Below are 13831 nucleotides of genomic sequence, written 5' to 3'. Positions count from 1 at the left end.
CTGCCACATCGTCGGGCGCCGGCCCGGCGCCCGACAAGAACCCTTGCGCGGCGGCAAGCCGCCTGCGCGTGCCCTCCGCCGCCGCCGGCCCGGGCGCCAGCGTGTACCGCGCGAAATCGAGGCGCTCGCCGGTGCCGGCATCCACCAGCACCGGCTCGGCCACCTTGCCAGTGGCCTTGTCGACCACTTCCACGCTCGCCCCTTCCGGCGCGAAATGCTTGTTGCCCCAGGTCAGCATGGCCAGCAGCACCGGCAGGAAATCGCGTCCCACCGGGGTCAGCACGTATTCGTAGCGCGGCGGCTTCTCCGAGTACTGGCACCGCGCCAGCAACCCCTCCTCCACCAGCGCGGTGAGCCGGCGCGTGAGCATGTTGGGGGCGATGTCCAGGTTCTTCTGGAAGTCGTCGAAGCGGCGCGTGCCGTAGAACGCCTCGCGCATCAGCAGCATGCTCCACCACTCGCCGACCCGTTCCAGCCCGCGGGCGATGGGGCATTGCATGTTCCTGAAGGTCTTTCTCTGCATGGTCGGCGGCTCCGTTCGGCATCACGATACTTTCACCATGATAGCCAAACCGCCGGCCACACCCGCCCATGCCACCTTCCTGTCTCTTTCATGCCGCCTTCATGTCGCCTGCCGGCCGCGCGCCGGGCCGCGGCGGCACGCGGCAGTACATGTTGTCGGCGCGGGCGCAGGCCAGGCTGCTGCCCGGCGGCGCCTCGGTGGCGGCGCCGGCGGCGCCGGCGGCCAGCAGCGCCGCGCCGGCCAGCGCGGCCAGATGGCGAACGAGCATGGTTGTCCTCCACGGCGGCAAGGCCGGCCCGGGTTCAGTGCGCATCGGCCGAGGGCGCCTTTGGCGGCGCCACCTTGCGCATCAGCGGGACCATCGCGGTGGCGATGACGAAGCAGGCCATGATGGCGACGAAGACGTCGCCGAAGCTCTGCGTCTGCGCCTCGCGGTAGGCCAGCGTCCACAGTTGCCTGACGGCGGCCGACTGCGCGCCGGCCGGGTCGAAGCCCCAGGCGGCCATGCTGCTGCCGGCCGACTGCAGCAGCGCGGCCATCGCCTCGTTGCCGGCGTTGAGATGCTCGGCCAGCCGCAGGAAATGCAGGTTGGTGCGGTCGTTGAGGATAGTGGCGCACACCGCGATGCCGATCGCGCCGCCCAGGTTGCGCATCAGGTTGAACAGCCCCGAGGCCAGCTTGAGCCGCTCCGGCGGCAGCGCGCCCAGCGTCAGCGTGACCACCGGCGCCACCGCGAACTGCTGCGCCATGCCGCGGAAGGCCTGCGGCAGCATCAGTTGGTCGGCGCCCCAGTCGCTGGTGATCGGCGCGAACTGCCACATCGAGAACGCGAAGCAGGCCAGCCCGACCATCAGCAGCCAGCGCAGGTCCACGCGGTTGGCGAAGAAGGCGTAGAGCGGGATCGACATGACCTGGAAGACGCCGGTGGAAAACACCGCCAGCCCGATCTGCAAAGCGCTGAAGCCGCGCACGTGGCCGAGGAACAACGGCGTGAGGTAGATGGTGGCGAAGATGCCCACGCCGGCGATGAACGAGAAGAAGCAGCCGAGCGCGAAGTTGCGGTCCTTGAGCGCGCGCAGGTCCACCACCGGGTTGGCGTAGGTCAGGCTGCGCCACACGAAGCCGACGCTGGCCAGCGCGGCGATCCAGGCCGTGGCGCGGATGGTGTCGTCGCCGAACCAGTCCCAGCGCGGGCCTTCTTCCAGCGTGTATTCGAGGCAGCCGAGGAACAGCGCCATCAGCGTCATGCCGAGGTAGTCGGCGCCGCGCACCAGCGACCAGTTGGGCCGGTCCACGCGCACGAACATCGGCACCGCGACCATGACGAAGATGCCCGGCACCAGGTTGATGAAGAACAGCCAGTGCCACGAGAAGTGGTCCGTGATCCAGCCGCCCACGGTGGGCCCGAGCGTGGGCGCCAGCGAGGCCAGCCCGCCGATGGTGGCCGCGGCGATCACGCGCTGCTTGCCGCCGAAGAACATGAACGCGGTGGTGAACACCAGCGGGATCATCGAGCCGCCCAGGAAGCCCTGCATGGCGCGGAAGGCGATCATGCTCTGGATGTTCCAGGCGATGCCGCACAGCAGGCTGGTCAGCGTGAAGCCGGCCGCCGACGCCGCGAACAGCCAGCGCGTGGACATCACGCGCGCGAGCCAGCCCGACAGCGGGATCACGATGATCTCCGCGATCAGGTAGCTGGTCTGCACCCACACGGTCTCGTCGGTGCCGGCCGAGAGCCCGCCGCCGATGTCGCGCAGCGAGGCCGAGACGATCTGGATGTCGAGCAGCGCGATGAACATGCCCACGCACATGGTGGCGAAGGCGAACACCTTGGCGCCGGTGGTCATCGACGCCGGCGAGAAGTCCGGCAAACCCGCGGGCGGGCGGACCGGCGCGGGCTGCCCGGCAGCGGTGCCGGACTGCGCGCCGGATTGCGTGCCGGACTGCGCGCCCGCCAGCGCGGCGCCGCTCATTGCCGCACCTGCGCGTCGGCGCGGGCGTCGATCTCGGCCACCACGGACAGGCCCGGGCGCAGCTGCGCGAGCCTGGCGTCGTTCTCGTCGAGCATGATGCGCACCGGCACGCGCTGCACGATCTTGGTGAAGTTGCCGGTGGCGTTCTCGGGCGGCAGCACGCTGAACTGCGCGCCGGTGGCCGGCGCCAGGCTGGTCACGCGGCCGCGGAAGACCTGGCCGGGCAGCACGTCGGCCTCCACCGTGGCGCGCATGCCGGGCCGCAGGCGCGCGAGCTGGCCTTCCTTGAAGTTGGCATCGACCCACAGCCCGTGCGTGGGCACCAGCGACAGCAGCTGCGTGCCGCTGGCGGCGTAGGCGCCCACGCGCGCGCGCCGGTTGCCGACGATGCCGTCGATGGGCGCGCGCAGCTCGGTGTAGCCGACATTCAGGCGCGCGATGTCGCGCTCGGCGAGGGCCTGCGCCAGCGCGGCCTGGGCCTGCAGCTTCTGCGTGGCGATCACGTCGATCTGGCGCTGCGCGGCCAGCAGGCTGGCCTGCGCGCGCTGCGTGTTGGCCAGCGACTGCTTGTAGTCGGCATCGGCCTTCTGCGAGCTCTGCACCGACACCGCCGACTTGGCCGCCAGGCTCTGGTAGCGGGCCTGGTCGTCGCGGGCGCGCACGGTATCGGCATCCACCGCCGTCACCGCGGCGCGGGCCTGGCCGATCACGGCGTCCTGCAGCGCGCGCGTGGCGTCCAGGTTGACCAGCAGCGCCTGCTGCGCGGCCACCGCGCCTTCGGCCTTGGCCAGCGCGGCGCGGTAGTCGCGGTCGTCGATGCGGGCCAGCAGGTCGCCGGCATGCACCTGCTGGTTGTCCGTCACCAGCACCTCGGCCAGGTAGCCGGCCACCTTGGGCGCGACCACCGTGACCTCGCCGCCGACATACGCATCGTCCGTGCTTTCCTGGAAGCGGCCGTGGGTCCACCAGTGCTGGCCGTAGACCGCCAGGCCGACGCCGGCGGCGACCAGCGCGCCGGCCAGCACGAGGCGCTTGCGGCTGACGCGGGGTTTCGCCGCGGGGATGGGATCGGAGCCGGCCCGGTCGGCGGCGATTTCACTAGTCATGACGCTTCCTCTTCAATGCGGATTCAGGCGGCGCCCGCGGTCAGCGGGTCGCCAGGGATGGGGGCGCCGCTGGCGGCGTTGGCGCGCGCGCCGTCCGACCTCGCCAGGCGGGCGCGCATGCGCTCGCTGGCGGCCGGCCCGGCCGCGACGAAATGGTCGGCTTCGGTGATCGGCCGCCCGGTGGCGGCATCGACCAGCACCGGCGTGACGGTGGCGCCGGTATGGCGGTCCACCAGCACCACGCGCTCGCCCTCGGGCGCGTAGTGCCGGTTGCCCCACGCCAGCAGCGCCAGCATCACGGGCCGGAAATCGCGGCCGCGCGGGGTCAGCAGGTATTCGGAGCGCGGCGGCTTGTCGCAATACTGGCGGCGCTCCAGCAGCCCTTCGCCAACCAGCATCTCGAGCCGGCGCGACAGCATGTTGGGCGCGATGCCGAGCTGCTTCTGGAAGTCGTCGAAGCGGCGCGTGCCGTAGAACGCCTCGCGCAGGATCAGGACGCTCCACGACTCTCCCACCCGCGCCAGGCTGCGGGCGATGGGGCACGGGGCTGTGTCGAGCGGCGTTTTCCGCATGTTCCCTACCTCCGAAAATCATGTTGCTATCAAGATGAAAGTTAGTATAGAGTTGTAAATATCATCATGCAAGTAACTTGTTGAACGATTTTCGCGAGGCGGCGACGGCGCCGCTTCCCGGACTTCCGCAAAAGGAGATGGACAATGGATCGGACCCCGCCCCGCATCGGGCGCAAGCCAGACCGGAAACCGGTACGCACGGGCGCCATGCGCCATGCCGCGCGCGCGGCAGGCGCGCTCGCCGCCCTCGGGCTGGCGGCCTGCGCCGCGGTCGGGCCCGACTACCGGCAGCCAGCGCTGGAGACGGCCGCCGCCTACCCGCATGCCGAGGTGCTGGCCGCGCGCGCCGCAACGCTGCCCGCGCCGCCGCTGGACAACTGGTGGACCGGCTTCGACGATCCCGTGCTGACCCGCATCGTGCAGCGCGCGCTGGACCAGAACCTGGACCTCGCCGCCTCGCTGGCGCGCGTGCAGCAGGCCCGCGCGGCGGCCGCCGAAGCCGGCGCGCAGCTGCTGCCGCAGGGCAGCCTGTCGGCGCAGGCGGTCAAGGAGCGCCAGTCGCTCGGCAGCCCGATCGGCCGCATCGCCAGCCAGTTCCCCGGCTACAACCGCAATCCCGCGCTCTATGACGTGGGCGCCGGCGCGAGCTGGGAGATCGACCTGTTCGGCGGCCTGCGGCGCGGCGCCGAGGCGGCCGACGCCGAAGCCCAGGCCGCGCAGGCCGAGCAGCTCGGCGTGCGCGTGTCGGTGGCGGCCGAAGCCGCCGACGCCTATTTCCGCGTGCGCGGCGCGCAGCAGCGCATCGCCATCGCGCAGGAACAGGTGCAGACCAACGCCCGCCTGCTCGACCTCGTGAAGCTGCGCCTCGACGACGGCCTGTCGTCCAGCCGCGAAGTCGCGCAGGCCGAGGCGCTGGTGGCGCAGGCGCGCGTCACCATCCCGCCGCTGCGCATCGAGCTGCAGACCCAGTTGAACCGGCTCGACGTGCTGATGGGCGCGCAGCCCGGCACCTACGCCGCCGAACTGGCCCGGCCGGCGGCCAAGCCCAGCCTCGCCGTGCCCGCCATCTCCGTGGCCCAGGGCCCGGCCGACCTGCTGCGCCGCCGCCCCGACGTGATCGCCGCCGAGCGCCGGCTGGCCGCCAGCAACGCGCGCATCGGCGCGGCCACCGCCGAGTACTACCCCAAGCTGTCGCTGTCCGCGCTGCTCGGCTTCGAGAGCTTCAGCACCGGCAAATTGTTCTCGGCCGGCTCGTTCCAGCCGGTCGGCGTGGCCGGCCTGCGCTGGCGCCTGTTCGACTTTGGCCGGGTCGATGCCGAAGTCGCGCAGGCGCGCGGCGCCAATGCCGAGGCGCTGGCCAACTACCGCAAGGCCATGCTGCGCGCCACCGAGGACGTGGAGAACGCCGTCGTCACCCTCACCGAGCTCGAAGCGCAGGGCAAGGAGCTGAACACCGAGATCGACGCCCACGAACGCGCGCGCGGCGCCTCCGAGGACGCCTACAAGGGCGGCGCCGTGAGCCTGTTCGAAGTGCTGGACGAAGAGCGCCAGCTGCTGGCCGCGCGCGACCAGCAGGCGCGCGTGCATGCCGACAACGCGCGCGCGGCGGTGGCGACGTTCCGGGCGCTGGGAGGCGGCTGGTAAGCCCGCCGGGCCGCCACACCAAGCTGGCGGCCCGCACCATCGGCGTGCACGCGGCCCGGCGCGCGGCGCCGCCGGCGCCCAACTGGTGCACGCCCGCATGACGCCGATGCCATTTTTGCGTACAAAACCTGTGCGCGCTGCTTGTATATCAGGCTGGCATACCTATTGCGTTACAGCGTGGCATGACTTTGCCCACGCCCGACCTTTCCGACAACGCCGCCCTGCCGCCGGCACTCCAAGCCGGCGCTGACGACGGCCGCGCCGCGTCCTCGGCCGAGATCGCCGAGCGCATCACGCAATCGATCCTGGCCCAGCGCCTGGCCCCCGGCACGCGCCTGGGCGAGCAGGCGCTGGCCGGGCTGTTCGGCGTGAGCCGCACGCTGGTGCGCGAGGCGCTCACGCGGCTGGCCGCGCGCGGCATCGTCACGGTGTCGTCGCGGCGCGGCTGGTTCGTGATCGAGCCGTCGCGCCAGGAAGCCCGCCAGGCCTTTGCCGCGCGGCGCGCCATCGAACTCGGGCTGCTGCGCTACGCGCCGCCGCTCACCGCCCAGGCCATCGGCCGGCTGCAGGAACACGTGGCGCAGGAAGAGCGCGCGCTGGCGGCCGACGACGCCGCGCTGCGCAGCTACCTGCTGGGCGACTTCCACGTGTGCCTGGGCGAATGCGCGGGCAACGTGCTGCTGGCCGACACGCTGCGCGACCTGACCGCGCGCACCACGCTGATCGCCATGCGCTACCAGTCCAGCCACCAGGCCCATGCCTCGTGCGCCGACCATGCGCAGATCGTGGCGGCGCTGGCGCGCGGCGACACCGAGCAGGCCATCGCGCTGATGGACGCCCATCTCGGCGACGTCGAAGCCGGCCTGAGCGCGGCCACGCCCGACGACCGCCCCGACCCGCTGCGCCAGGCATTGCGCCCGCTCGGGCGCGGCAACTGAGCGCCCCGGACCCGTTTCCCCTTCACCCCAACCCAAACGGTAAGCTAGCAAGGACCCCCAATGAAGCTCTCCAGACTCCTCCTCGGCCTCGGCGCCACCGCGCTCGCCTTCACCATGCACGCCGCCAGCGCCGAAGCGCTCGACGACGTGGTCAAGGCCGGCGTGCTCAAGGTTGCGGTGCCGCAGGACTTCCCGCCGTTCGGCTCGGTCAGCGCCGACATGAAGCCGCAAGGCCTGGACATCGACGTGGCCGCGCTGATCGCCAAAAAGATGGGCGTCAAGCTGGAACTGGTGCCGGTGACGAGCACCAACCGCGTGCCCTACCTGCAGACAAAGAAGGTGGACCTGGTGATCTCCAGCATGGGCAAGAACCCCGAGCGCGAGAAGGCCATCGACTTCAGCGAGGCCTATGCGCCCTTCTACAACGGCGTGTTCGGCCCGGCCGACCAGAAAGTCGCCAGCGCGGCCGAGCTGGCCGGCAAGACCGTGGGCGTGACGCGCGGCGCGGTGGAGGACCTGGAACTGAGCAAGATCGCCCCGCCCACCGCCACCATCAAGCGCTACGAGGACAACAACGGCACCATCAGCGCCTTCCTCTCGGGCCAGGTGCAGCTGGTGGCCACGGGCAACGTGGTGGCCGCGGCCATCCTGGCCAGGAACCCGCCCAAGAAGCCGGAGCCGAAATTCCTGATCAAGAACTCGCCGTGCTTCATCGGCCTGAACAAGGGCGAGCCCAAGCTGCAGGCCAAGGTCAACGCCATCCTGGCCGAGGTCAAGAAGGATGGCGAGCTCAACGCGCTGACCGTGAAGTGGCTCGGCATGCCGCTGCCCTCCACGCTCTGATGCCTCGATGCCTTGATGCTCTGAAGTCCTGAAGTCCCGCCGCCCCGGACGCACCGGGGCGGCCGGTCACGCCCGCGCTCGCCGGGCGCCCACCTACGGCACCGCATGTCCTATCAATTCGACTTTCTCTCGGCCTTCGACTATGCCGGCGTGTTCGCGCACGGCATCGCCGTCACCGCCGAACTCACCGCCGTGGGCGGCGTGCTCGGGGTGGCCCTGGGCATCGCCTGCGCCTGGGCGCGCACGCAGGGGCCGGCCTGGCTGGCCGCCGTCGCCGGCGGCTATGTGGAGCTGATCCGCAATACGCCGTTCCTGATCCAGCTGTTCTTCATCTTCTTCGGCCTGCCCAGCGCGGGCGTGCACCTGGGCGAGATGACCGCCGCCATCCTGGCGATGGTCATCAACCTCGGCGCCTACAGCGCGGAGATCGTGCGCGCCGGCATCGCCGCGGTGCCGCGCGGCCAGTTCGAAGCGGGCGCCAGCCTGGCGCTGGCGCCGTTCCAGGTGTTCCGCCACGTGGTGCTGCTGCCGGCGCTGCGCAAGATCTGGCCGGCGCTGTCCAGCCAGGTGGTGATCGTCATGCTGGGCTCGGCGGTGTGCTCGCAGATCGCCGCCGAAGACCTGACCTTCGCCGCCAATTTCGTGCAGGGCCGCAACTTCCGCGCGTTCGAGGTCTACCTGCTGACCACCGGCATCTACCTGCTGCTCGCCATCGGCCTGCGCCAGGCGCTGCGCGGCATCGGCGGCCTGCTGTTCCGGAGAGCCCGATGACCGATTTCTCGACGTGGGACATCCTGCGCAACCTGCTGCTGGCCGCGCGCTGGACCGTGGTGCTGTCGCTGGTGGCCTTTATCGGCGGCGCCGCCACCGGCCTCGTGGTGCTGTTCATGCGCATCAGCCGGCGCGCGGCGGCGCGCCGCGCGGCCTGGGCCTTCATCGAAATCTTCCAGGGCACGCCGCTGCTGATGCAGTTGTTCCTGGCCTTCTTCGGGCTGGCGCTGTTCGGCGTGGAGATTCCCGCGTGGCTGGCCGCCGGCCTGGCGCTGTCGCTGTGGTCGGGCGCCTACCTGGCCGAGATCTGGCGCGGCTGCGTGGAGGCCATCCCCAGGGGGCAGTGGGAAGCCGCGGGCTGCCTGTCGCTGGGCCACGTGCAGCAGATGCGCCACGTGATCCTGCCGCAGGCGCTGCGCATCGCCATCGCGCCCACCGTGGGCTTTGTCGTGCAGATCATCAAGGGCACCGCGCTGGCGTCGATCATCGGCTTCGTCGAGCTGTCCAAGGCCGGCACCGTGATCACCAACGCCACCTTCAGCCCCTTCACCGTCTACGCGCTGGTCGCGCTGATCTATTTCGCGCTGTGCTGGCCCCTGTCCCGCTACAGCCGCCACCTGGAAAGGAAGCTCAATGTCGCTCATCGCCATTGAAAACGTGAAGAAGCGCTTCGGCGCCAACGAAGTGCTCAAGGGCATCGACCTCAAGATCGAAGCCGGCGAGGTGGTCGCCATCATCGGCAAGAGCGGCTCGGGCAAGAGCACGCTGCTACGCTGCATCAACGGCCTGGAAAGCATCGACGAAGGCAACATCACGGTGGCCGGCGCCAAGCTCGGCAGCACCGAGCTGGAGCTGCGCGCGCTGCGCCGCAAGGTCGGCATGATCTTCCAGCAGTTCAACCTGTTCCCGCACCTGAGCGCCGGGCGCAACGTCATGCTCGCGCCCACCGTGGCCGCCGGCGTGAGCGAGGCCGAGGCCCGCACCCGCGCGCGCGAATGCCTGGCCAAGGTGGCGCTGGCGGAGAAATTCGACAGCTATCCCGACCAGCTCTCCGGCGGCCAGCAGCAGCGCGTGGCCATCGCGCGCGCGCTGGCGATGCAGCCCCGCGCGCTGCTGTGCGACGAGATCACCTCGGCGCTGGACCCGGAACTGGTGATGGAGGTGCTCAACGTGGTGCGCCAGCTGGCCAGCGAAGGCATGACGCTGCTGATGGTCACGCACGAGATGCGCTTCGCGCGCGAGGTGTGCAACCGCGTGGTGTTCATGCACCAGGGCCGCGTGCATGAAGTGGGCGCGCCGGAAGACCTGTTCACGAAGCCGGCCACGCCGGAACTGCAGCAGTTCCTGGGGATGGCGGCCTGACACGGCATCGGCATCCGGCCAGCGTATGATTGGGGCGTGGCTCAATCCGGGCCCATACCGATCGACGAGACGCCCATCATCCGCTTTTGCGCACCGGCCCGCACGGAACGTCCGCGCGCCGCCGGCAAGCACCGGCCGGAACAGGTGTCCGGCCAACCGAGGCGCAACATGGCACTCAGCTTTCCCAACCCGAGCCGCAGCTACGACGCGGCCAAGCACTGCGTGTGGTTCTGGGGCTACGACAACGCGCGCGAAGTCACGTTTCTCGTCAACGATGCCGTGCTCGCCCATCTCGACCCGGCGATGGGCCCGGCCGAGCCCGAGGTGCTGGCCGCCTTCGACCGGCACCGCGAGCAGATCCTGGAACTGGCCAGGACCCGCTACGCGGCCAGCCGCCAGAACATGTACCTGCTTTCCTGACACAGCAGCCATGCCGCCAGGCCACGAAGGGCAGACGATGGTGCCGGACATGGAAACCACCGCCACGCAGACGGAACCCGCCGGCAATACGGCCGGATACTGGCTCAGGAAGCTCGGCCCGGGACTGATCACGGGCGCCGCCGACGACGACCCGAGCGGCATCGCCACCTATTCGCAGGCGGGCGCGCAGTTCGGCTTCAACATGCTGTGGACCGTGCTCTTCACCTATCCGCTGATGGTCGGCATCCAGGTGGTCAGCGCGCGCATCGGGCGGGTGAGCGGCCACGGGCTGGCCACCAACATCCGGCGGCACTATCCGGCGTGGCTGCTGTACAGCGTGGTCGGGCTGGTGATGGTGGCCAACACCATCAACATCGGCGCGGACGTATCGGCGATGGGCGAGGCGCTCCGGCTCATCGCCGGCGGCCCGGCGCAGCTCTACGCCGTGGTGTTCGGCGTGATCTCGCTGCTGCTGCAGGTCTTCATTCCCTACCGGCGCTACGTCCGCATCCTGAAATGGCTCACGCTCGCGCTGCTGGCATACGTGGCCACCGCCTTCGTGGTGCAGATCCCGTGGTCCCAGGTGCTGGCGAAGATGCTGGCGCCGCGCATGTCGTGGAAGCCCGAGTACGTCACCACCGTGGTGGCCGTCTTCGGCACCACCATCAGCCCCTACCTGTTCTTCTGGCAGGCCTCGCAGGAAGTGGAAGACCAGTTGGCCGACGAGCGCGCCAGGCCGCTGATCCACGCGCCCGCGCAGGCCGACGCCAACCTGCGGCGCATCAAGATCGACACCGGCATCGGCATGGGCTTCTCCAACCTGGTGGCCTTCTTCATCATCCTGACCACGGCCGTCACGCTCAACCTGCATGGCGTGACCGACATCCAGACCTCGGCGCAGGCCGCCACGGCGCTGCGCCCGATCGCCGGGGACTTCGCCTTCGTGCTGTTCAGCGCCGGCATCATCGGCACCGGCCTGCTGGCGATTCCGGTGCTGGGCGGCTCGTCCGCCTACGCCGCGGCGGGCGCCTTCCGCTGGCGCAACAGCCTGGAACGCGCGCCGATGCAGGCCAAGCGCTTCTACGGCATCATCGCCGTCTCCACCCTGGTCGGCATCGGGCTGGGCTTCACCGCGATCGACCCGATCAAGGCGCTCTACTGGAGCGCGGTGATCAACGGCGTGGTCTCCGTGCCCATCATGGCCCTGATGATGCTGATGGCCGCGCGCGCCGACATCATGGGCCAGTTCGTCATCAGCCGGCGGCTGAAGGTGCTGGGCTGGCTGGCCACACTGATGATGGCGGCGGCCGTGGGCGCCATGTTCGTGACCATGCGCGCGTAGCGCTGTCGGGCGGGTGAACTGGACCGCAAACCCTCAGCGGCCGTCGAAACGCGCGGCCAGCCGCTTCCTGCGGAACGCCTCGACCACGAACGCCACGAACGCCCGCGTCCTGGGCGGCAGCAGCTTCTTGTTCGGGTAGTACAGCGACACCGGCCCGTGCTCGGCGTACCAGCCCGGCAGCAGCCGCACCAGCGCCCCGCTCTCCAGCCAGCGCGCGGCATGCTGCATCGGCAGCACGGCCACGCCGAGCCCCAGCATGGCGGCGTGGGCCATCGCCTCGGGGTCGTCGAAGATCACGCGCGTGCGGCCCGCGGCCGGCGCTTCCTCGCCGACCTGGTTGCGCAGCGTCCAGGCGCGCACGCGGCCGGTGACGATGGAGCGGCGCTCGATCGCGTCGAGCCCGGCCAGCGCGGCCGGGTGCGCCGGCATGCCGCGCCCGGCCATGTAGGCGGGCGCCGCCACCACCACCATGTAGGTGGTCGCCAGCTCGCGCGCCACCAGGCCCTCGGTCAGTTCGATGCCGCCGCCGATGGCCGCATCGAAGCCGCCGCCGATCAGGTCCACCGGGCGGTTGTCGAAATGCCAGTCCGGCACGATGGCGGGATAGCGCGCCAGGAACTCCGCCAGCAGCGGCACCAGGTATTCGGTGCCGAACGCCACCGCCACGCTCACCTTGAGCACGCCGGCGGGCTTGCCGCCGTCCTGCGAGACGCTGGCGAAGGCGTCGCGCAGCGCGCCGTAGGGGTCCCCCACCCGGTGCAGGAACTGCTCGCCGCCGGCGGTCAGCGTCAGGCTGCGCGTGCTGCGCTGGAACAGGCGCAGGCCCAGGCTGGCCTCCAGCCGCGCCACGTTCTTGCTGACCGCGGCGGGCGTCACGCCGAGCCGGCGCGCGGCGGCGGAGAAGCTGCCGGTCTCGGCGCTCTGGATGAAGGATTCGAGCAGGTTGAGCGCTTCCATGCGGCCAGCTTATACCAATGGTTGAAGCAGATGATCCAGATTACGGTCTACCGGAGCCGATGTCCAGTGACCATACTTCGCTCACCTCCACTCACCCAGGAACCTCATCATGTCTGCATCCCTCTCCGGCAAGGTCGCCTTCGTCACCGGCGGCGCGCGCGGCATCGGCGCGGCGGTCGTGCGCCGGCTGGCGCGCGACGGCGCCACCGTCGCCTTCACCTATCACAGCTCCGCGGCCGGCGCCAACGAGCTGGCCGCCAGCATCGAAGCCGCGGGCGGCAGCGCCATCGCGGTCAAGGCCGACGTGGCCGACCCCGCCTCGCTCGACGGCGCCATCAACGCGGTGGCGCACCGCCTGGGCAAGATCGACATCCTCGTCAACAACGCCGGCGTGCTGCGCATGGGGCCGGTGGACAGCTTCTCGCTGGAAGACTTCGACGAGACGCTCAACGTGAACGTGCGCGCGGTGTTCGTCGCCGCCAAGGCCGTGCTGCCGCACATGGGCAACGGCGGGCGCATCATCAACATCGGCAGCTGCAACGCCGAGCGCATGCCGTTCGCCGGCGGCAGCGCCTACGCCATGAGCAAGTCCGCGCTGCAGGGCCTCGTGCAGGGCATGGCGCGCGACCTCGGTCCGCGCGGCATCACGGTCAACAACGTGCAGCCCGGCCCGACCAACACCGACATGAACCCGGAGACCGGCGACTTCGCCAACCTGATGCATGGCCTGATGGCGCTGCAGCGCCACGCCAGCACCGACGAGATCGCCGGCATGGTGGCCTACGTGGCCAGCCCCGAAGCCGGCTTCGTGACCGGCGCCAGCCTGACCATCGACGGCGGCTTCAACGCCTGAACGGTCGCGGCCGCGCGCCGCGCGCGCGGCATGTCATCTCATGCCGTGCGTCGTCTCGCCCTCCCTTTGAACGGGAGGGATCGGGCGCCCGAAGTCCTCGCTTCGCAGCCCGCCCCCGGCCCCTCGCGCCGGCGCGCGGGCGCGGGCGAGACCGGCAGCCCGCGTCACTTGCTGCGGCCGCGGTCGCCGCCGAGCGCATCGATGATGATCATGGTGCGGTCGAGCACGCCGCGGTCGTCGAAGTAGGCGCTGAAGTGGGCCGGCTGGTAGCCGCTCGCATAGAGCCGGTACGACCACGCCTCGCGCTTCATGAGCGGGTAGTACTGCACCGGCTCGCGCGGCAGGCCGAAACGCTGCGCCACGTCCTGCTTGGTCCAGACGCCGGGCCGGGCTTCGTAGATCTCCTTCTCGGTCAGCATCTGGCGAAAGCTCGCCAGGTTCCCGCCCGCGTCGAAATCCGCCGCGTAGACCTCATGCCCGAGCGGCTGCTTCGAGTAGATCCAGCGGCTGGTGCCGCCGTCGAGCCG

At 70.5% G+C, this 13831-nt stretch carries 16 protein-coding genes; 9 read left to right on the top strand and 7 right to left on the bottom strand.

Translation table 11 applies throughout. The features are described 5' to 3' along the window. The 5 genes from K206_RS0115140 to K206_RS0115120 form a co-directional block, all read right to left on the bottom strand. A partial coding sequence (locus K206_RS0115140) for a helix-turn-helix domain-containing protein (protein WP_029043671.1) occupies positions 1 to 523 on the bottom strand: 523 nt, incomplete at its 3' end. A gap of 88 nt (positions 524 to 611) precedes the next feature. Beyond that, on the bottom strand, positions 612 to 791 hold the full coding sequence (locus tag K206_RS0115135) for a hypothetical protein (protein WP_020203244.1): 180 nt from the start codon (positions 789 to 791) through the stop codon (positions 612 to 614). A gap of 34 nt (positions 792 to 825) precedes the next feature. Beyond that, a complete protein-coding gene (locus tag K206_RS0115130) occupies positions 826 to 2370 on the bottom strand; it encodes a DHA2 family efflux MFS transporter permease subunit (protein WP_155888080.1) in 1545 nt (514 codons plus the stop codon). 122 nt (positions 2371 to 2492) lie between these two features. Beyond that, positions 2493 to 3602, bottom strand: coding sequence for an HlyD family secretion protein (locus K206_RS0115125; protein ID WP_020203242.1), 1110 nt, complete (start codon positions 3600 to 3602; stop codon positions 2493 to 2495). A 23-nt stretch (positions 3603 to 3625) separates the two neighbouring features. Beyond that, entirely contained in the window at positions 3626 to 4174 is a 549-nt protein-coding gene (locus tag K206_RS0115120; RefSeq protein ID WP_029043669.1) for a helix-turn-helix domain-containing protein, read from the bottom strand. 207 nt (positions 4175 to 4381) lie between these two features. Between K206_RS0115120 and K206_RS0115115 the strand changes: the two genes are divergently transcribed. The 8 genes from K206_RS0115115 to K206_RS0115080 all read left to right on the top strand — a co-directional run bounded on the left by K206_RS0115115 (position 4382) and on the right by K206_RS0115080 (position 11494). Continuing rightward, on the top strand, positions 4382 to 5818 hold the full coding sequence (locus K206_RS0115115; protein WP_020203240.1) for an efflux transporter outer membrane subunit: 1437 nt from the start codon (positions 4382 to 4384) through the stop codon (positions 5816 to 5818). Between the two features lie 182 nt (positions 5819 to 6000). Next, positions 6001 to 6756 (top strand): GntR family transcriptional regulator, encoded by a 756-nt coding sequence (locus K206_RS0115110; RefSeq protein WP_020203239.1) that lies wholly within the window; start codon positions 6001 to 6003, stop codon positions 6754 to 6756. Between the two features lie 60 nt (positions 6757 to 6816). After that, positions 6817 to 7599, top strand: a complete 783-nt coding sequence (locus K206_RS0115105; RefSeq protein WP_020203238.1) for a transporter substrate-binding domain-containing protein — start codon at positions 6817 to 6819, stop codon at positions 7597 to 7599. Positions 7600 to 7704: 105 nt separating this feature from the next. Further along, positions 7705 to 8370, top strand: a complete 666-nt coding sequence (locus K206_RS0115100) for an amino acid ABC transporter permease (protein ID WP_020203237.1) — start codon at positions 7705 to 7707, stop codon at positions 8368 to 8370. After that, the gene (locus K206_RS0115095; RefSeq protein WP_020203236.1) at positions 8367 to 9023 is read left to right on the top strand and encodes an amino acid ABC transporter permease; all 657 of its coding nucleotides are present in this window, start codon (positions 8367 to 8369) and stop codon (positions 9021 to 9023) included. Before K206_RS0115100 ends, K206_RS0115095 begins: the two co-directional genes overlap by 4 nt. Continuing rightward, on the top strand, positions 9004 to 9732 hold the full coding sequence (locus tag K206_RS0115090) for an amino acid ABC transporter ATP-binding protein (RefSeq protein ID WP_020203235.1): 729 nt from the start codon (positions 9004 to 9006) through the stop codon (positions 9730 to 9732). The genes K206_RS0115095 and K206_RS0115090 overlap by 20 nt, the downstream gene beginning before the upstream one ends. A 168-nt stretch (positions 9733 to 9900) precedes the next feature. Further along, positions 9901 to 10152 (top strand): DUF1488 domain-containing protein, encoded by a 252-nt coding sequence (locus K206_RS0115085; RefSeq protein WP_020203234.1) that lies wholly within the window; start codon positions 9901 to 9903, stop codon positions 10150 to 10152. Positions 10153 to 10201: 49 nt separating this feature from the next. Further along, complete coding sequence (locus tag K206_RS0115080; protein WP_052165881.1) at positions 10202 to 11494, top strand: NRAMP family divalent metal transporter; 1293 nt, start codon at positions 10202 to 10204, stop codon at positions 11492 to 11494. Positions 11495 to 11527: 33 nt separating this feature from the next. On the opposite strand, the gene K206_RS0115075 is transcribed toward K206_RS0115080, so the two are convergent. Then, positions 11528 to 12451: a LysR family transcriptional regulator gene (locus K206_RS0115075; RefSeq protein WP_020203232.1), complete on the bottom strand. Its 924-nt coding sequence runs from the start codon at positions 12449 to 12451 to the stop codon at positions 11528 to 11530. Between the two features lie 109 nt (positions 12452 to 12560). On the opposite strand from K206_RS0115075, the gene K206_RS0115070 reads away from it, so the two are divergent. Further along, positions 12561 to 13304, top strand: coding sequence for an SDR family oxidoreductase (locus K206_RS0115070; protein ID WP_020203231.1), 744 nt, complete (start codon positions 12561 to 12563; stop codon positions 13302 to 13304). A gap of 164 nt (positions 13305 to 13468) precedes the next feature. Here the strand turns inward: K206_RS0115070 and K206_RS0115065 are convergent. Then, on the bottom strand, positions 13469 to 13831 hold a 363-nt coding region (locus tag K206_RS0115065), incomplete at its 5' end, for a hypothetical protein (protein ID WP_020203230.1).

It is taken from the genome of Cupriavidus sp. WS (genome assembly GCF_000395345.1).
In the GTDB taxonomy this organism is placed as follows: Bacteria; Pseudomonadota; Gammaproteobacteria; order Burkholderiales; family Burkholderiaceae; genus Cupriavidus; species Cupriavidus basilensis_B.
This window is presented reverse-complemented; position numbering and strand designations above follow the sequence as displayed.

Bases quoted from the DNA above. Each gene is read 5' to 3' on its own strand.
- K206_RS0115135 (WP_020203244.1), bottom strand. From the start codon at position 791: ATGCTCGTTCGCCATCTGGCCGCGCTGGCCGGCGCGGCGCTGCTGGCC.
- K206_RS0115130 (WP_155888080.1), bottom strand. From the start codon at position 2,370: ATGACCACCGGCGCCAAGGTGTTCGCCTTCGCCACCATGTGCGTGGGC.
- K206_RS0115125 (WP_020203242.1), bottom strand. From the start codon at position 3,602: ATGACTAGTGAAATCGCCGCCGACCGGGCCGGCTCCGATCCCATCCCC.
- K206_RS0115120 (WP_029043669.1), bottom strand. From the start codon at position 4,174: ATGCGGAAAACGCCGCTCGACACAGCCCCGTGCCCCATCGCCCGCAGC.
- K206_RS0115115 (WP_020203240.1), top strand. From the start codon at position 4,382: ATGCGCCATGCCGCGCGCGCGGCAGGCGCGCTCGCCGCCCTCGGGCTG.
- K206_RS0115110 (WP_020203239.1), top strand. From the start codon at position 6,001: ATGACTTTGCCCACGCCCGACCTTTCCGACAACGCCGCCCTGCCGCCG.
- K206_RS0115105 (WP_020203238.1), top strand. From the start codon at position 6,817: ATGAAGCTCTCCAGACTCCTCCTCGGCCTCGGCGCCACCGCGCTCGCC.
- K206_RS0115100 (WP_020203237.1), top strand. From the start codon at position 7,705: ATGTCCTATCAATTCGACTTTCTCTCGGCCTTCGACTATGCCGGCGTG.
- K206_RS0115095 (WP_020203236.1), top strand. From the start codon at position 8,367: ATGACCGATTTCTCGACGTGGGACATCCTGCGCAACCTGCTGCTGGCC.
- K206_RS0115090 (WP_020203235.1), top strand. From the start codon at position 9,004: ATGTCGCTCATCGCCATTGAAAACGTGAAGAAGCGCTTCGGCGCCAAC.
- K206_RS0115085 (WP_020203234.1), top strand. From the start codon at position 9,901: ATGGCACTCAGCTTTCCCAACCCGAGCCGCAGCTACGACGCGGCCAAG.
- K206_RS0115080 (WP_052165881.1), top strand. From the start codon at position 10,202: ATGGAAACCACCGCCACGCAGACGGAACCCGCCGGCAATACGGCCGGA.
- K206_RS0115075 (WP_020203232.1), bottom strand. From the start codon at position 12,451: ATGGAAGCGCTCAACCTGCTCGAATCCTTCATCCAGAGCGCCGAGACC.
- K206_RS0115070 (WP_020203231.1), top strand. From the start codon at position 12,561: ATGTCTGCATCCCTCTCCGGCAAGGTCGCCTTCGTCACCGGCGGCGCG.